14 protein-coding genes are annotated in these 16,499 nt (G+C 67.4%); 11 read left to right on the top strand and 3 right to left on the bottom strand.

Features of this window, described 5'->3' with window-relative positions:
* Positions 1-205 precede the first annotated feature (205 nt).
* The 5 genes from MTQ12_RS10545 to MTQ12_RS10525 all read left to right on the top strand — a co-directional run bounded on the left by MTQ12_RS10545 (position 206) and on the right by MTQ12_RS10525 (position 8,517).
* Positions 206-1,759 carry a DUF3375 domain-containing protein gene (locus MTQ12_RS10545; RefSeq protein ID WP_247618586.1) on the top strand — a complete coding sequence of 518 codons (1,554 nt, stop codon included), beginning with the start codon at positions 206-208 and terminating at the stop codon, positions 1,757-1,759.
* Positions 1,756-2,475, top strand: a complete 720-nt coding sequence (locus tag MTQ12_RS10540; RefSeq protein ID WP_247618585.1) for a DUF4194 domain-containing protein — start codon at positions 1,756-1,758, stop codon at positions 2,473-2,475. The genes MTQ12_RS10545 and MTQ12_RS10540 overlap by 4 nt, the downstream gene beginning before the upstream one ends.
* On the top strand, positions 2,472-5,963 hold the full coding sequence (locus MTQ12_RS10535; protein ID WP_247618584.1) for an SbcC/MukB-like Walker B domain-containing protein: 3,492 nt from the start codon (positions 2,472-2,474) through the stop codon (positions 5,961-5,963). Before MTQ12_RS10540 ends, MTQ12_RS10535 begins: the two co-directional genes overlap by 4 nt.
* Positions 5,960-7,264 (top strand): Wadjet anti-phage system protein JetD domain-containing protein, encoded by a 1,305-nt coding sequence (locus MTQ12_RS10530; RefSeq protein WP_247618583.1) that lies wholly within the window; start codon positions 5,960-5,962, stop codon positions 7,262-7,264. Before MTQ12_RS10535 ends, MTQ12_RS10530 begins: the two co-directional genes overlap by 4 nt.
* A 164-nt stretch (positions 7,265-7,428) precedes the next feature.
* Entirely contained in the window at positions 7,429-8,517 is a 1,089-nt protein-coding gene (locus MTQ12_RS10525; protein ID WP_247618582.1) for a Fic family protein, read from the top strand.
* Between the two features lie 33 nt (positions 8,518-8,550).
* On the opposite strand, the gene MTQ12_RS10520 is transcribed toward MTQ12_RS10525, so the two are convergent.
* Positions 8,551-9,075: a DUF1801 domain-containing protein gene (locus MTQ12_RS10520; protein WP_247618581.1), complete on the bottom strand. Its 525-nt coding sequence runs from the start codon at positions 9,073-9,075 to the stop codon at positions 8,551-8,553.
* 384 nt (positions 9,076-9,459) lie between these two features.
* Here MTQ12_RS10520 and MTQ12_RS10515 point away from each other — a divergent pair, with 384 nt between their 5' ends.
* Positions 9,460-9,738 carry a glutaredoxin domain-containing protein gene (locus MTQ12_RS10515; RefSeq protein WP_137318450.1) on the top strand — a complete coding sequence of 93 codons (279 nt, stop codon included), beginning with the start codon at positions 9,460-9,462 and terminating at the stop codon, positions 9,736-9,738.
* 55 nt (positions 9,739-9,793) lie between these two features.
* Positions 9,794-10,261 carry a GNAT family N-acetyltransferase gene (locus tag MTQ12_RS10510; RefSeq protein WP_247618580.1) on the top strand — a complete coding sequence of 156 codons (468 nt, stop codon included), beginning with the start codon at positions 9,794-9,796 and terminating at the stop codon, positions 10,259-10,261.
* 52 nt (positions 10,262-10,313) lie between these two features.
* On the opposite strand, the gene MTQ12_RS10505 is transcribed toward MTQ12_RS10510, so the two are convergent.
* The gene (locus MTQ12_RS10505; RefSeq protein WP_247618579.1) at positions 10,314-10,988 is read right to left on the bottom strand and encodes a GntR family transcriptional regulator; all 675 of its coding nucleotides are present in this window, start codon (positions 10,986-10,988) and stop codon (positions 10,314-10,316) included.
* 107 nt (positions 10,989-11,095) lie between these two features.
* On the opposite strand from MTQ12_RS10505, the gene MTQ12_RS10500 reads away from it, so the two are divergent.
* The 4 genes from MTQ12_RS10500 to MTQ12_RS10485 all read left to right on the top strand — a co-directional run bounded on the left by MTQ12_RS10500 (position 11,096) and on the right by MTQ12_RS10485 (position 16,022).
* The gene (locus MTQ12_RS10500; protein ID WP_247618578.1) at positions 11,096-12,115 is read left to right on the top strand and encodes a 1-aminocyclopropane-1-carboxylate deaminase; all 1,020 of its coding nucleotides are present in this window, start codon (positions 11,096-11,098) and stop codon (positions 12,113-12,115) included.
* A 361-nt stretch (positions 12,116-12,476) separates the two neighbouring features.
* Positions 12,477-14,966: a pyruvate dehydrogenase gene (locus MTQ12_RS10495; protein ID WP_247618577.1), complete on the top strand. Its 2,490-nt coding sequence runs from the start codon at positions 12,477-12,479 to the stop codon at positions 14,964-14,966.
* A gap of 155 nt (positions 14,967-15,121) precedes the next feature.
* On the top strand, positions 15,122-15,304 hold the full coding sequence (locus MTQ12_RS10490) for a hypothetical protein (RefSeq protein WP_247618576.1): 183 nt from the start codon (positions 15,122-15,124) through the stop codon (positions 15,302-15,304).
* Positions 15,297-16,022: a hypothetical protein gene (locus MTQ12_RS10485; protein ID WP_247618575.1), complete on the top strand. Its 726-nt coding sequence runs from the start codon at positions 15,297-15,299 to the stop codon at positions 16,020-16,022. The genes MTQ12_RS10490 and MTQ12_RS10485 overlap by 8 nt, the downstream gene beginning before the upstream one ends.
* Before the next feature lie 26 nt (positions 16,023-16,048).
* Here MTQ12_RS10485 and MTQ12_RS10480 read toward each other — a convergent pair whose 3' ends face one another.
* The gene (locus MTQ12_RS10480; protein ID WP_247618574.1) at positions 16,049-16,450 is read right to left on the bottom strand and encodes a helix-turn-helix domain-containing protein; all 402 of its coding nucleotides are present in this window, start codon (positions 16,448-16,450) and stop codon (positions 16,049-16,051) included.
* Between the last annotated feature and the right edge of the window lie 49 nt (positions 16,451-16,499).

Below are 16,499 nucleotides of genomic sequence, written 5' to 3'. Positions count from 1 at the left end.
GATCACCGCACCGGTGTTCCGACACCGCCGCACCGGCACCGGTGTTCCGACACCGCTGGTCGTGCGCTGTTCGGTCAGCGCCGCCGGCCCGGCACCGCTGACGAGGCGGGTCATGGTCTCCGACCAGGGCCCGCCTCGGGCGTTGTGGGGGTGTGAGGGCAGCCGCGGTGGCGTCGGTGTCCGTGCCACCCCATAGGCTGAGGGAATGGATGTGCTGACCCAGGCTCTGGCGCACCGGCGGCTGCTCGAGGACGACGCCGCCTGGGCATTCCTGCGCGGCGACAACGTGTGGTTCGCCGCTGCAGTGCTGCGAGTGCATCTCGCCGGCCCGGATCGGCGACTGCCCGCCTCCGCGCTCTTCGAGCGGATCGATGCGGACCTCGAACTCCTGCGATCGCACGGGCACGAGATCCCGGGCACGGCTCAGCACTACTGCGCCGAATGGCGGAAGAACGGCATCCTCATCCGCCGCAGCGCGGAGTCCACGAGGGACGAGACCTTCGAACTCTCGCCCTCAGGGCTGACAGCGCTCCAGTTCATCGAACGACTCGACTCCAACCGCACCACCGTGACGCAGTCGCGGCTGTCGAACATCCAGGAGCGGCTGCGTGTCCTCGTCCGCGACACCGACCCTGATGTCGAGACGCGGCTCACCGCGCTCCACGCCGAACGCGATCGGTTGGACGCCCGCGTCGCCGCCGTCCGCGCAGGTGAGGACACCGGACTCGATCCTGAGCGGGCGCGGGAAGCGGTTGAGGACCTGATCGCGCTCGCCGAAGAGCTGCCGAGCGACTTCGCCCGCGTGCGCTCCGCGCTCGAGGAGATCAACCGCGGGCTGAGGGCCCAGCTCATCGAGAACACCGGCGCGCGATCGCGCGTCCTTGACGACGTGTTCCGCGGAGTCGATCACCTCGCGGATTCCGAGGCCGGACGGAGCTTCGATGGGTTCTACGCACTCATTCTCGAACACGAGTCCGGGTCCGAGTTCGAAGCGAACATCGCTGCGCTCCTCGACCGCGCTTTCGTCCGTGCGCTCGATCGGGCCGACACCAGGTTCCTTCGTCGTCTGACGCCGATGCTCCAGGACCGTTCCGCAGAGGTCGGCGATGTGATGACAGGTCTGACCCGATCCCTGCGACGGTTCGTCCAGTCCGAGGAGTTCCGCGAGGACCGGGCAGTGAACACTGAGATCCACGCCGCCCGCGCGCTCGCTCTCCGTCTCGCGGTTGAGATACCTCCTTACAGGCAGCTCGACGTCGAATTGGGTCGTACCTCGGTCAGGATCGATTCGGTGACGAGCTTTCGGCTCCACAACCCCGCCGACGCCCGAGTGATCGAGCCCGTGGAGATGCGGGCGACAGGCACGGTCGACATCGAGGCGCTGCGAGAGATGGCCCGGCTGACCGAGATCGATATCGGCGAACTCGTCGAGAACATCAACGAGACCTTGGAGGCCGCGCGCTGCGGGGAGCTCGAGGGCCGGAACCGTGAGGCAGGCGAAGGGGCGCCTCGGACGGATGGCGTCACCATCGCCGAGGTGCTCCGCCGCCACCCGGCCACCCAGGGTGTGGCGAGCGTCGTCGGGCTCCTCGATCTCGGAGTCGGGCACGGGATCCGGGAAGCCGGAGGTGAGTCGGTCACCTGGTCGTCGATGACAGGGCGTTCACGGCGAGCCCAGCTCGACCGATTCCGCTTCACCGAGGACGTTCCCGGCGGGCGTCGGCGCCGACGGGCGCAGCAGAGGAGGGGTGGCGCATGAACGATGGAACAGGTGCCCACGCGAAGGAATCGACGACGGCCGGGCTCGGTGCGGAGAAGGGCGAGTCCCGACGGCCGCTCTGGGCGACCGATACAGGAGTGCTCGCTCTCGATACGCGGCGGGCGCTCGTGGCCTTGATCAAAGGCCCGTACGTCTCCGGTCGCAGTCACCCGCAGCTGTGGCGATCCGTGCTCGGGGACGAGGCAGCGTTGCGAGCCCGGTTGTCCGACATGTTCCTCGAGCTCGTCGTGGATACCGATTCGCGCCTCGCGTTCGTGCGCAATGCGGAGGTACCCGACGAGCAGGTCCCGGCCGTGGTCCGTACGCACAGCTTGACCTTCCTCGATACCGCTCTGCTGCTCCATCTGCGGCACGAGCTGCTTAGAGCGGACCGGTCCGAGCGCGTGATCGTCGGTGTCGACGAGTCGCGCGATGCACTCCGGGTGTACGGCAGCGCATACGGACTCGACGAGGTGGGCTTCGCGAAGCGCTTCAACGCCTCGTGGACCAAAATGCACAAGTACGGTCTGCTCGCCGACACCGCGACGGAGGACCGGTTCGAGATCTCGCCGGTCCTGCGGTTGATCTTCGGACCGGACGAGATCCGTGCGGTGCGTGAGGAGTACGAGCGGCGGCTCGCCGAGGTCGGGACGAATGCCGCTCACGCACGGGAAGACCGGGATGAAGTCATGGACGCGATGGAGGACGACGAATGAACCGACCCGCTGAATCGCCGGCGACTCTGTTCGACGTCGAGACTCCCGCCGGTGAGGACCTGGTGTCGACCGAGCAGACTGCGGCCTCCGGGACGGTCGATGCACCGTTCCTCCGATCCGGCACGCTGCCTGCCGCAGCCGCCTCACCCGATGTCTCCGGGCAATGGCGCCTGTCGCGGATCGATGTGGTCAACTGGGGGACCTTCAACGGTCATCACGTCATCGACGTGCCGAGGACCGGTCTGGTGATCACCGGGGATTCCGGGACCGGCAAGTCCTCGCTGCTCGATGCGGTGACCACGGTACTCACTCCGCGCTCGAAGGTGCGGTACAACGCCGCAGCACAGGACCAATCGGTCCGTGCAAGTGATCGCAGCCTGGTGAGCTACATCCGCGGTGCGTGGCGATCGACCGATGCCGAGGACGCCGACGAGGTGCGCAGTGACTTCCTTCGCGCGGGAGCCTGCTGGTCGGGAGTGCGCCTGCGCTTCGACACGGCTGACGGGCAGGATCCGGTAGTGCTCGTCAAGCTGTTCAAGCTCAACCGCGGACAGATGTCCTCCGGCGACGTCAAGGAGATCTGCGTGCTCGCGCGGGAGGACCTCGACCTCGCGAAACTCGGAGCATTCGTCTCCGAAGCCGTCGACATCCGCGGCCTGAAGAAGGAATATCCGCAGGCGACGATCACGGAGAAGCACTCCGTCTTCCAGCAGCGGTTCCAGCGCTTCCTCGGCATCGTGTCGGATTCGGCGATCCTGCTGCTCCACCGGACGATGGCGGCGAAGAACCTCGGCAGCCTCGATGCTCTGTTCCGTGAGTACATGCTCGACGAACCGAAGACCTTCGCCACTGCGGATATGGCGGTCGAACAGTTCTCGGAACTGTCACAGGCGCACCGCAGTGTGGTCGAGGCCCGCCGCCAGCTGGACGTCCTCGACACGATCGCTGAACTCCTCGACCGGTGGGAGACGGCGAGTGGCGACAGCGCTCGGGTCCGAGCACTCGCAGAAGCACTCGATCCGGTGACGAACGAATGGATCATCGAGCTCGCGGAGAAGGAGCTCGACCGGGCTCAGGCGTCGAACGCACGGGCCGAGGGCGAGCAGAGACAGGCGTCGACTGCGCTCACCGAAGCGCAGCGGGATCGGGACGCCGTGCACAGCCGCCTGCTCGAATCCGGTGGTGCCGAGCTCGAGAACCAGCAGGCGCTGCTCACCCATGCGCGGCGGGAGCACGAGCGGATCACGCGCACCCGAGAGCGCCTGGCTGCCCGGATCCGCACGGTGGGCATCGAATCGCTGCCGGATTCGTGGGAGGAGTTCGCCGAACTGCAGCGGACCGGGCAGAAGGAAGCCGCAGATACGGACCTGCTCGAACGACTCGACAACGCCAAGCTCGCCGCCCATGACCGGCTCCGGGACCTGCGGCAGTCGCGGTCCGGCCTCGAAGCGGACCGGGACGCCGCCCGCAGGCAGCAGTCCAATCTCGACCGCCGACTGCTCGCCGCGCGGACACTGATCGCGCGCTCCACCGGCCTCAACGAGTCCGCACTGCCATTCGCCGGGGAACTCATGGAGGTCCGCCCCGAGCACACCGAATGGACCGGGGCCATCGAACGGGTGCTGCGGCCTCTGTCACGCACGATCCTCGTCGAGGACCGGCATCTGCCCGAGGTCACGCGCGCCCTCGATGAGCACCATTTCGGCACCCGGGTGGTCGTCGAATCCGTTCCCGCCGAGGTGCCCGCCCCGCGGGCGCTCGCCGATGACCGCTCACTCGTCTATCGGGTCGACCTCAAGGACTGGTCGCCCAAGGCCGCCTGGCTGCGGACCGAGCTCGCCCGTCGATACGACTATTCGTGTGTGGGCAGCACTGCGGAGCTGACCGGCGTCGATCGCGGTCTCACCCGCGCCGGTCAGGTCAAACGCGGACCCGGCCGATTCGAGAAGGACGACCGTTGGCGGGTCGATGATCCGAGCACCTGGGTGATGGGTTTCAGCGCCGAGGACAAGGTCGTTCGTCTCCTCGAACAGCTCGAGCACATCGACCGACAGATCGCGAACGCGGACAAGGAGCTCGAACAGGCCATGCGCCGACACGCGCAGGCTCAGGAGCGCCGACGACTCATCGTCGATCTCGCCGACACCGACTGGGTGGACCTCGATATCACCGCAGCGTCCGCAGCGATCTCCGCGGTGGAGCACCGGATCGAGACTCTCACTGCGGCGAGCGCCGGGCTGGCGGCTGCCCGGCGTGATCTCGACGCGGCCGAGAAGTCCCTGACCGCAGCTCGGGTGCGGTGCCGGGACGCCGACCGCGAGCACGCCCGGATCGGGCAGGAGCTCAAAGCCGTCACCCGGGCCTTGGACGACGCGCGTGCCGACCTGAGAAGGACCGTGGAAGGACAAGTCGTCGCCGAAGACACGTCTACGGGCGAAGTCCCGGCGCCGGTGGTGGCATCCGGGCAGCGAGACGTCATTCGCAGGCGCATTCGAGCGGCCAAGCGGCACATCGAGTACTTCGATCTGGTGCGGCTCTCGAAGAACCTCTCCATCGAACTCCAGCGGGAGGAGAAGACTGCTGACCGGGCGCGCACCGAGGCGGAGGCCGGGTTCACGGCCGCAGCCGGCGAGTTCAGGAGGACGTGGCCGGGCGTGAGCGCCGACCTCACCGGCTCGGTGGACGATCGCGTGGGCTACCGCGAACTGCGATCACGGCTGAAGTCCGACGGTCTGCCGGAATTCGAGGATCGGTTCGCCCAGATGCTGCGCAAGCAGTCGACGCAGAACATGGGCAAGCTCAACACCATGCTCCGCAACGCCGCACAAGAGATTCGTGCACGGGTCGATCCGGTGAACACCTCGCTCCTGCGATCCCAGTTCGATGTGGGCCGATACCTCCAGATCCGGGTCAAGACCCGATTCAACGCCGATGTCCGGGAACTCATGCAGAAACTGCAGACCGTCACCTCCGGCGGACTGTCGGACATCGAACCGGCTGAGGCGGAGAGGAAGTTCGCCGTGATGGAAGAGATCATCACCCGGCTGCAGTCGTCGGAGCCCGCCGACCTCCGCTGGAGGCGCGCGTGCCTGGACACCCGCAGGCACGTGAGCTTCGTCGGGGTCGATCAGGACGCGGAAGGCGAGGTGGTGAGCGTGTACGAGTCGGCCGCCGGACTGTCCGGAGGACAGCGGCAGAAGCTCGTCGTGTTCTGCCTCGCCGCCGCGCTGCGGTATCAGCTCACCGACGGAGCCGAGGACGTCCCTCGGTTCGGCACCGTGTTCCTCGACGAGGCCTTCGATCGGGCGGACCAGGACTTCGCGCGGATGGCGATGGACATCTTCGTCGCTTTCGGGTTCCACATGATCCTCGTGACTCCGAAGAAGCTCCTGCAGACTCTCGAGGACTATGTGGGCGGCATCACCCTGGTGCGGAACAGTGATCGCCGCGATTCCCAGCTGAGCCGGACGACCTGGGACGACGCATGAGCACGCGGGAGTCGTCGGCGCCGACAACGCCTCTCACCGTTGCCGAGGCGCGGGCGCGCGTTCGGCGCGCTGTCACCGCGCATCAGCGCGCGTGGGCAGTCGGCCTCGAGTTCTCCCCGATCACGGTCGGCCTGCGTCCTCCCACCGAGGCGGCCGCCCTCGCCGATCTGCCCGGGGTATCCGCGTGGATCGCGGATTGGAACCACATCGCTGGAAGGGATCGCCGCTCAGCACCGTCACCGCCCGACAGGCCGGAGGTGGAGTTCACCGTGCGCCGGTGGGCGGGCCTCGGAACTCAGCAGCTGCCTACCAGGTTGCGGCTCGGTTCCACCGGTGCGGCGGTGGAGTTCGTCGGCGGTCGCGCACAGTTCCGGCGGCTGCAGAGCCGTGCGGCGGGTGTGCTCGACTGGTTGAGCACGGTGCGGGCGACGGCGGATCCGAGCACGGAGGACCGGCAACTGGTGCGAGCACTCCTCGGCGACCTCGTCACACTTGAGGAGAGCGATTTCATGAGGCTGCTCGGAGTCCTCGAATGGCTGACCGCTCACCCGGAGTCGGGGATGTACGTCCGGCAGCTGCCGATCGCCGGGGTCGATACGAAGTGGTTGGGCCGTCATCGGCGCGTGGTGACCGGACTCGTCACAGCGGTTACGGGAGCCGACGATCTGGGGCTGGCGGCGATGGAGTCGCGGGTGCGCCTGCGCCTGCTGCACCCGGAGCTGCGGATCGTCGGACTCGACGATCTCGAGATCCCGTGGTCGCAGGCCGCTGCTCTCTCCTTGCCGGGGCTCGGCGCGGAGGATCGGCGTGTGCTCGTGGTGGAGAACCTCGAGAGCTTCATCGCATTGCCGACCGACGGGTCAATGGGATGGGTGATCGCGATCTACGGGGGTGGGTACGCTGCATCCCTGGTGGCCGATCTCCCATGGCTGAGCTCATGCCGGGTCTACTACTGGGGAGACATCGATTCCCACGGCTTCGGGATCCTCAACCGATTCCGCGCGCATGTCGGTCATGCGGAGTCGGTGCTCATGGATTGCGGGACGCTCGATACCTTTCGGCATCTGGTCGTGCACGAACCGCGTCCCCTCGATGTCGAACCCGAGCATCTGCAGACCCTCACCGAGGACGAGCGTGACGTCTACCGATCCCTCCGTGCGTGCTCTGCCGGCTCGGATGATGCTGAGGGCGTTGACAGCAGCGGACCTGGTGGCGTGAATCGGATGGGCGGGCTGCGCCTCGAGCAGGAACGCATCGCGTGGCCCTTTGTTCTTGAACGGCTGACGTGGGCTCTGAAGTGACTCCCGGGTGGGGGTCCGACCGTTGGTGACGGCGATCGATTGGTCAGTGCGACGGTGTCGGTGCCCGTATGTGACGTGTCAAAACCGATGACAGATCGGCGGAACGTGTAAAGAATCAGGTGATTTTTTTACACGTTCTGGCGATCTGCAACTATTGTTTGCATATGCACTGGGATCCTCAGAAGCCGTACAACGATCTGCCGCCGCTTCCTCCGACCGCAGATGTCGAGTCCAGGGAGATCCTCAAGGAGACGATCGAGGCACGGGCGTCGTTGGCATCGTTGGACCAAGCCGTGCAGAGGATCCCCAATCCGTCGATCCTCATCAACTCGCTGTCGATTCTCGAAGCCCAGGCGAGCTCCGAGATCGAGAACATCGTGACGACGAGCGACGATCTGTTCCGCAACGTCCAGCGCGAAGCGGAATCGGCCAGCCCGGAGACCAAGGAGACGCTGCGCTATCGGACCGCCTTGTTCGCCGGTCTGGAGAGCATCAGGAGCAGGCCGCTGTCCACGAACACTGCCGTGCAGATCTGCACGATCATCCATGACCGCGAGATGGCCATCCGGTGCACGGCTGGAACGATGATCGCGGATCAGCGTACGCGTACGGCCGTGTATACGTCGCCGACGGGCGAGCAGACGATCCGCGATCTGCTGTCGAACTGGGAGCGCTTCATCCATGCATCGGATGAACTGGATCCGCTCATCGCCATGGCCATCGGGCACTACCAATTCGAAGCTATCCACCCGTTCGGCGACGGCAATGGACGAACGGGAAGGATCCTCAACGTGCTCCACCTCGTGCATGCCGGGCTTCTCGAAGTCCCCGTGCTCTATCTCTCGCGGTACATCATCGAGCACAAAGATGATTACTACCGTCTCCTGTTGCAGGTCACGACGGAAGGCGCGTGGGAGGAATGGATCCTCTTCATGCTGAGAGGCCTCCGCGAAACGGCACGATCAACACTGCGGAAGATCGACGGGATCGAGGAGACGCAGCGATCGGTCATGCAGAGCATCCGCGATGTCACGACCGCCGGTCCCAACGCCGATCTGCTCGATGTCCTGTTCGAGAACGTCTACTGCCGGATCAGTGACGTCGTCGCACGGTGCGAGGTCTCCCGCCCGACAGCGACCAGCTGGCTCAATGCTCTTGTCGAGAACGGCACACTGGTGGACCACAAGATCGGGAGAGAGCGTCTTTTCCTCAACGTCGCGTTCGCCGAGGTGCTCGGGCGTCCTGAGCTGTAACCATGGGAGTCGCGATACGCAGTGCGGATCCGGTCAGCAGTGCGGGCTGTCGGACTCCCAGCCGATCCGGATGAGCTCGCACAGCACGTCGAGGTCGATGTCCTCGGGCTTGTTGACGTAGACGCAGGAGGCACCGCGCCGGTGCTTGCCGAACCGGGCCCAGAGCTCGGGCGCGTCGTCTTCCTGCGGCAGCCCGTAGAGGGAGAGCGCGGCCTTGCGCGGGGCGAAGCCGGAGCGGAAGTACGTGCCCGACCAGCCGGACGCGTACGTGTAGTCGTAGGTCCCGTAGCCGATCATCGTCGGCCCCCACATCACCGGCGGCTCCCCGGTGACCTCGGAGTAGATGTCGAGCAGCAGGTGCCCGTGCACCCGCCGCCGAGGGGTCTCGAGGGAATCGATGTATGCGCGCGGGTCGACGTCGGTGGGGCCGGTCGCGGGGCCCGAGGCCGAGGCGCCCGCGTCGGGTGTTCGCGTGCTCGACTTCGCTGTGCCGGAGGATCTCGCACCGGACTTCGAGGTGCCGGACTTCTTCGCGCCGGTCTTCGCTGCGTCGCTCATGCCCCGATTGTGCCGCCGCCGACGCACGGTGTCGAGAGCCGGTGGTGTCGAGGTGCGCGCCGCCCCGGCCCCATTGCCGGCGAAGCGGGGCCCGCACCGTGCGATTGCGGGTCTTTTCGGAATCGGCAACCGGATCTTCGGCGTACTGGCGAGTACAGCTGAGATCCAGTTGTCTTTCGCAGAAACACCTGTATCGGCGCTCGGTGTCGAAAGCCGGTGGTGTCGAGAGGCGGTGGAGTCGGGAGCCGGTGGTGTCGAGGTGCGTGCCGCCTCGGGCCCGGGAATAGCGCGTGGGGGTGCGCGGTTGTGGGTGGCGAGCACCATCACCCGCACGGCCCGGCCGACCGGAGGCCGGAGACCGTGCATGACTGCCGAGGAGGCACGATGAGCGTCAGCGTCGAGGAGTTCCTGCCCGAGACCGGGTCCGTCACCATGTTCACCACGAGCTGGTGCGGCTACTGCAAGCGCCTGCGCCCGCAGCTCGACCAGGCGGAGATCCCCGTCACCGAGGTCAACATCGAGACCATCGACAACGGCGCGGCCGTCGTCGAGCAGGCCAACGGCGGCAACCAGACCGTCCCGACCCTGCTGTTCTCCGACGGCACCACGCTCACCAACCCCTCGCGCGCCCAGGTGCAGGACAAGCTCGCCGCGATCGGCTGAGCCGCGGGCCGGTGCTACGGTCGCTCCAACGGACCCGCAGGACCGAGGAGGACCCATGGCCGGCACCGACATCACCATCCGCCCCGTCACCCGGGACGATGCCGCCCAGTGGCACCGCCTCTACACGGGCTACGCGGAGTTCTACCGGGTCGAGCAGACTGCGGAGATGCGTGACACCGTGCTGGCGTGGCTGCTCGACGACGCCCACACCTCGCAGGGCCTCGTCGCCGAGGCGTCCGACGGGATGCTCGTCGGGCTCGCCCATTTCCGGCCGTTCGCCCGGCCGCTGTCCGCGTCGACCGGCATGTACCTCGATGATCTGTTCGTCGACCCGGAGCACCGGGGATCGGGTGCTGCGCGCCTGCTGCTCGCGGGGCTCGCCCGGGTCGCCGCGGACCGCGGCTGGACGCTGACCCGCTGGATCACCCGCGACGACAACTATCGCGCCCGCGGGCTCTACGATCAGGTTGCCGCGCGCACCGACTGGATCACTTACGACATGCCCCCGGCGGACGCACGCTGACCTCCGGCTCGCGAGCGCTGACCTCGGCCCAGCAGGAGTTCCGGTCCTCGGCTCAGGCGGGCTGATCCGCAGCCGCGCCCTCGCTCCGGATCGCCAGCGTCGACCAGTTGCGGCGCGTGAGCTCGGCGGCCCTGTCCGCATCACCGGCGGCGCAGGCGTCGATGATCGCGGCGTGGTCGGCCGCGGAGTCGATCGCGCGCACGTCCCCGAACCGCAGGTACTCCGCCCGGCGCAGCATCGCGGTCACCGGTTCGAGGTGCTCGGCGACGAGCGGGTTCCCGCACAGCTCGACGGCCACGGCGTGGAACGCATCGTCGGCCCGGACGGCCGCCTCGGCGTCCCCCGAGGCGAGTGCGGTGTCGAGAGAGGCGTTCGCCTCGGCCATGGTGTTGATGTGGTGCTCGGTCATGAGGGGGACGGCCAGGCGGACGGCGAGGGCGTGGAGCTCGGCGGCGATCTGCTGGGCGTGGGCCACCGCCTCGTCGGTGACGGGGGAGACCATGGTGAGCCGGCCGGGCTCGGCGATGACGAGGCCGGAGCGCTCGAGCCGGAGCAGCGCCTCGCGGATCGGGGTGCGGGACACGCCCAGCCACTCGCTGAGCTCGGCGTCGCGGAGCTTCTCGCCGGGGGCGAGCCGCCCGCTGACGATCGCGTCGCGCAGGGAGAAGTAGACGTCGTCGCGTAGGAGGGTGCGGCGGTGGACGCCCCGAGCGGCGGGGACCGGCATGGAAGACCTCCTGGTGGGCGGGGTGACTTTTGACATCCTACCTCGCGAAGTGCAATATATTGCATACCACGCGATGACCATCACGCCACCGACCCTTAGGAGCTCCCGTGGCACTCTCCGACTTCGAACGCTATCCCCTGACCTTCGGGGCCAGCCCCGTCCACCCGCTCGACAACCTCACCAAGCACCTCGGCGGTGCACGCATCTGGGCCAAGCGCGAGGACGTCAACTCCGGCCTGGCGTTCGGCGGCAACAAGACCCGCAAGCTCGAGTACATCGTGCCCGACGTGCTCGCCTCCGGCGCGGACACCATCGTGTCGATCGGCGGCTACCAGTCCAACCACACCCGCCAGGTCGCGGCCGTCGCCGCCCACCTGGGCCTCAAGGCGCGCCTCGTGCAGGAGAGGTGGGTCGACTGGGACGACCCGGTCAACGACAAGGTCGGCAACATCGAGCTGTCGCGGATCATGGGTGCCGATGTGCGCCTCGACTCCGCCGGCTTCGACATCGGCATCCGCTCGAGCTGGGAGGAGGCGATGGAGGACGTGCGTGCCAACGGCGGCACCCCGTACCCGATCCCGGCCGGCGCGTCGGAGCACAAGCTCGGCGGCCTGGGCTTCGCGAACTGGGCCCATGAGGTGGCCGAGCAGGAGAAGGAGCTCGGCGTCTTCTTCGACACCATCGTCGTGTGCACCGTCACCGGCTCGACGCACGCCGGCATGATCGCCGGGTTCGCCGCGCTCGAGGACGCCGGCGGCCGCAAGCGGAATGTCATCGGCATCGACGCCTCCGCTACGATCGACAAGACCCGCGACCAGGTGGGCCGGATCGCGGCGAACACCGCGGAGCTCATCGAGCTCGGCCGTGAGCTGCGCGACGACGAGATCACCATCCTCGAGGGCTGGGCCGGCGACTACTACGGCATCCCCGTCGAGTCGACGGTCAACGCCATCCGCACCGCCGCGAGCCTCGAGGGCTTCATCACCGATCCGGTGTACGAGGGCAAGTCGATGGCCGGTCTCATCGACCTGGTGAAGTCCGGCGAGATCGGCAAGGACTCCAACGTCCTCTACGCGCACCTGGGCGGGCAGCTCGCCCTCAACGCGTACTCGTCGATCTTCGACTGACCACCCCGGGCGCCGGGGCCGTGGGCACCGAGACCGTGGGCACGTGCCTACCGCCCCGGGGCCGTGGTGGTCCAGCGGGCTCCGGTTCCGTAGTGGTTCGGTGCTCCCCGGTTCTGCTCCCCGGTTCCGTGGTCGATCCAGTGCGGTTCGCCTGCCGATTCCGCACTGGATCGACCACGGAGCATCCCGGACCGCACTGGAGTGGACATGGAACCCGCCGCCCGCACCAGAAAGACTGTGGAATCGGACGGCTGCACCGCCGCTCGCCCCGTCGCTCGCTCCGCCCCGCACTGCTGCCCCATCCTGCGCCGCCCGCGCACCTGTACCGCCCGCGCACGCCGACCTGCTCGACAGGAGAATCATGAGCTCGAACCCCACCGCCCCTCAGGATGCCGCCGCCCCCGACAGCCGGACCCCGGACGCCCGGTCCCAGGACGTCCGCACCCCGGACGCCCAGCCGGAGGACCGCCACCAGTTCGAGACGAGCACCCAGCTCGACCCGCCGAGCGTGAACTCCAGGCCGCTGTCGGCGACCGCCTCGGCGGACGAGGCGGTGCTCGACGAGATCGCCCAGCGCGTGCTGTGGATCGCGACCGCGATGATCGACGCGGCCAATCGCGGGCGGGAGAACCCGGACGGGGTCAAGGTCGGCGGGCACCAGTCCTCGAGCGCCTCGATGGTGGGCATCATGACCGCGCTGTGGTTCTCCGAGCTCACCGCCGCGGACCGGGTGTCGGTGAAGCCGCACGCCTCGCCGGTGCTCCACGCGATCAACTACCTGCTGGGCGATCTCGACGAGAAGTACCTCACCACGCTGCGGTCCAAGGGCGGGCTGCAGCCGTACCCCTCGCGCGCCAAGGACCCCGACACGGTCGACTTCTCCACCGGCTCGGTGGGCATCGGGGCGACCGCGCCGCTGTGGGCTGCGCTGAGCCACCGCTACGTCAAGGAGCACTTCCCGCAGGCGCCGGAGGCCGGCCGCTTCTACTCGCTGCTCGGCGACGCGGAGATGGACGAGGGTGCGGTGTGGGAGGCGATCATCGATCCCGAGGTGCGTCAGCTCGGGGAGGCGGTGTGGATCGTCGACCTCAACCGGCAGTCGCTCGACCGGATCATCCCCGACGTGCAGATCGCGCGCCTGCAGGGGATGTTCGCCGCCGCGGACTGGCAGGTGCTCACCTGCAAGTGGGGCGCGCGGATCCAGGGTCTGTTCGCAGGCGCCGGCGGGCAGGCGTTCGAGCAGCGCATGACCGACATGCCCAACGAGGAGTACCAGCGGATCCTGCGCTCGCACCCGGACGAGGTCGCCGAGCGCGTGCTCGCCGGGGTCGAGGATGCCGAGGGGTCGGGGCTGCGCGCACTCGTCGAGTCGCTCACGCCTCGGGAGCTCGCCGAGGTGGTCCGCGACCTGGGCGGGCACGACATCTCCCAGCTGCTCGGCACCTTCGCGCAGATCGACGACACCCGGCCGACGGTGATCTTCGCCTACACGATCAAGGGCCGCGGCCTGGCGACCGAGGGGCACCCGAACAACCACGCCGCCCAGCTCACCGAGTCGCAGATGCGCGAGCTCGCGGAGATCTCCGGGACCGTGCTCGAATCCCCCTGGCAGCTCTTCGACGCGGACACCTCGGCCGGAGAGCTGTGCGCGGCGACCGCCGAGCGCCTGCACCGCGAGCCAATCGCTGAGGAGACCGTGGGCGCGATCCCGGACGAGCTCGAGTGGGGCCACAGGCAGGTGACGAGTACGCAGGCGACGCTCGGCCGGTTCCTGTCCGACCTCAAGCGGGCAGTGCCGGAGGTGGCCGAGCGCGTGGTGACGCTGAGCCCGGACGTCGCGACGTCGACGAACCTGGGCGGTTGGATCAACAAGACCGGCGTGTGGTCGCTCACCGGCCGGCACGACTGGTTCAGCGACGACCGCGAGCGGGTGCTCAAGTGGCAAGAGGTGTCCGGCGGCCAGCACATCGAGCTCGGCATCGCGGAGGTCAACCTCGTCAGCCTCGCCGGTGAGCTCGGCGCGACCTACAGCCGGTGGGGTCAGCCGCTCATCCCGATCGCGACGATCTACGACCCGTTCATCAACCGGGCGCTCGAGCCGTGGACGTTCGGGATGTACGCCGGAGGGCAGTCGATCATGGTCGGCACGCCGTCCGGGGTGACGCTCGCGCCGGAGGGCGGGGCGCACCAGTCGTTCAACACGCCGTCGGTGACGATGGAGATCCCGGAGCTCGTGGCGTGGGAGCCGGCGTTCGCGCAGGACCTCGAGTGGACCATGCTCGAGGCGATGAAGTCGATCGGCAAGCCCGGCGGGCACTCGGCGTACTTCCGGCTCTCGACCCGGCCGGTGGACCAGTCGATCGCGGCGTTGCCGGAGGACCCGGTGCTGCTGGCGCGCAGGCGGGAGCACGCGGTGGCCGGCGGCTACCGGATCAGCGAGCACCCGGCCTACGAGGACGAGGTCGTGCTCGTGGGCGTGGGCGCGATGATGACCGAGGTCGTTGCCGCAGCACGGGAGCTCGCCGCTCGCGGCATCACCGCCGGAGTGGTGTGCCTGACGAGCCCGGACCTCGTGTTCCGCTCGCTGCAGGACCGGCACCGGGTGGCGGCAGGGGAGAGGTCGGCCATCGCCGAGGCGCTCTTCCCCGCCAACTGCCCGGCACCTCTAGTGACCGTAATCGACGGGCACCCGCACACGCTGGCTTTCCTCGCCGGGGTGCGCGGGGACCGGACGGTGAACCTGGGCGTGAGCAGCTTCGGCCAGGCGTCATCCGTGTCCGAGGCGTACGCGCTGCACGGGATCGACGCTGCGTCGATCCAGCGGGCGGCCTTGGACGTGGTGCGGCGGTAGGGGCCGAACGCGAGAATGCGCTGTCACGATGTGCGACAGCGCATTCTCTGTTGGGGTGAAGTCATCCGAGTAGACCGAGAATCCCCGGTCTGGGGCCGTGTCTGTGCCTACGTCTACGCTCGTCGTATCATGAGGCGTACGACGAAGGGGGCGACATGACTGCTGTAGTACCCGAGATCATCACCCGAGTTGAGGCAGAAAGCCGCCGGGACGCGATACTCCATGCAGTGGGCGATGAGGCCCGCTTCAGGGAGCGCGGCGAAGCATACGAACTCCACGGCAAGGAGCTCGAGCTGTACGACGATCTCTGCGAGCTGGATTTTCTGCTCGGTGGGTGAGCGAGAGGACCTCGAGGTTCAAGTAACCCGTTTTGCAGAGGAACTCACCCAGACCGTCAGCGCCATCGCGCCAGGTTGCGCACCGTTCAAATCGCTCGCAGTGAAAGGTGGCCTCCGCTTTGCAGTGAGGCAGGACCCTGCAGACGGTATTCCGCTGTCCGTCAACAACGAATCACTGATCCGGCTCAAGGTCGACTATTGGTGTTGCCTTGACGGAGTCGGAAAACACATGGCGATCGAGAAGTCGAAGATCGCGGTTCACGCGGGACCGTCGGAGCCGTTGTTCCGGTATGAATATGTGCGCGATGCCAACCAGATTCCTGCGGCCCACCTGCAACTGCATGCGCATCGGGATGCTTTCACCGCCTTGATGGTGCGGGCGGGGAAAGAGACGAAACGGGGAGCTCGACGTGCAGACAGCACGGGTGTTCAAGCAATCAGTGAACTGCACTTCCCAGTTGGCGGACACCGATTCCGGCCGAGCCTGGAAGACATCCTCGAAATGCTGATCGATGAGTTCGGTGTGGACGGTGCGGCGAAGGCGAAAGACGCGCTTGCCGATGGGCGGGTGCGGTGGCGGCGCACTCAGACCAAAGCGGCAGTTCGAGATGACCCGGAATCGGCGATCGAAGTACTGGAGTCACTGGGGTACGACGTGACTCTTCCACCCGGCCAACCTGAGCCGTCGGTGCGTTTCGCGAGATTGCGACAGCGGTAGAAACCGACCACTGACACGGTTGCGTGTCAGAGCAGGTCGGCGATCTCGTCGATGGCTGACTTGCGAGTCCGGTCCTGTGACGCGAATCGTTCTGCGAGTTCCTTCTTGTCGGCTTCTCGCTGCGCTCGGAACTCCACGAGGTCGCTCGCCTGGATCTTGCGATGGCTCCCGACGCGGTGAAAGGGGAGGACTCCGCGGTCGAGCAGCTTGTACAGGTGCGTGCGGCTCATGCCGAGACTGTCGGCGGCTTCCTGCGGGGAGACGACAGCAGCAGTGCTGAGTTCGGCGATATCGTGGCCGTGGCGAGCGGATGCGATGACACGGTCGAGAACGGCTCGCATCTGAGGCGAGTCACTCTCGTTCCGAACCGCGGTCAACTGGTCGAGGTCGTTGTTGGTGAGTTGTGATGTGGCAATGGTCTTCGTCACGGGTGACCTCCAGGCAGGGAAGAGTGTCAGATCATCTACTCTGTCACAA

It is taken from the genome of Brevibacterium sp. R8603A2 (assembly GCF_023072605.1).
In the GTDB taxonomy this organism is placed as follows: Bacteria; Actinomycetota; Actinomycetes; order Actinomycetales; family Brevibacteriaceae; genus Brevibacterium; species Brevibacterium pityocampae.
The sequence above is the reverse complement of the archived record's forward strand: the minus strand, read 5'-3'. Positions and strand labels throughout refer to the sequence as shown.

Bases quoted from the DNA above. Each gene is read 5' to 3' on its own strand.
- MTQ12_RS10530 (WP_247618583.1), top strand. From the start codon at position 5,960: ATGAGCACGCGGGAGTCGTCGGCGCCGACAACGCCTCTCACCGTTGCC.
- MTQ12_RS10540 (WP_247618585.1), top strand. From the start codon at position 1,756: ATGAACGATGGAACAGGTGCCCACGCGAAGGAATCGACGACGGCCGGG.
- MTQ12_RS10520 (WP_247618581.1), bottom strand. From the start codon at position 9,075: ATGAGCGACGCAGCGAAGACCGGCGCGAAGAAGTCCGGCACCTCGAAG.
- MTQ12_RS10525 (WP_247618582.1), top strand. From the start codon at position 7,429: ATGCACTGGGATCCTCAGAAGCCGTACAACGATCTGCCGCCGCTTCCT.
- MTQ12_RS10510 (WP_247618580.1), top strand. From the start codon at position 9,794: ATGGCCGGCACCGACATCACCATCCGCCCCGTCACCCGGGACGATGCC.
- MTQ12_RS10515 (WP_137318450.1), top strand. From the start codon at position 9,460: ATGAGCGTCAGCGTCGAGGAGTTCCTGCCCGAGACCGGGTCCGTCACC.
- MTQ12_RS10535 (WP_247618584.1), top strand. From the start codon at position 2,472: ATGAACCGACCCGCTGAATCGCCGGCGACTCTGTTCGACGTCGAGACT.
- MTQ12_RS10490 (WP_247618576.1), top strand. From the start codon at position 15,122: ATGACTGCTGTAGTACCCGAGATCATCACCCGAGTTGAGGCAGAAAGC.
- MTQ12_RS10545 (WP_247618586.1), top strand. From the start codon at position 206: ATGGATGTGCTGACCCAGGCTCTGGCGCACCGGCGGCTGCTCGAGGAC.
- MTQ12_RS10495 (WP_247618577.1), top strand. From the start codon at position 12,477: ATGAGCTCGAACCCCACCGCCCCTCAGGATGCCGCCGCCCCCGACAGC.
- MTQ12_RS10505 (WP_247618579.1), bottom strand. From the start codon at position 10,988: ATGCCGGTCCCCGCCGCTCGGGGCGTCCACCGCCGCACCCTCCTACGC.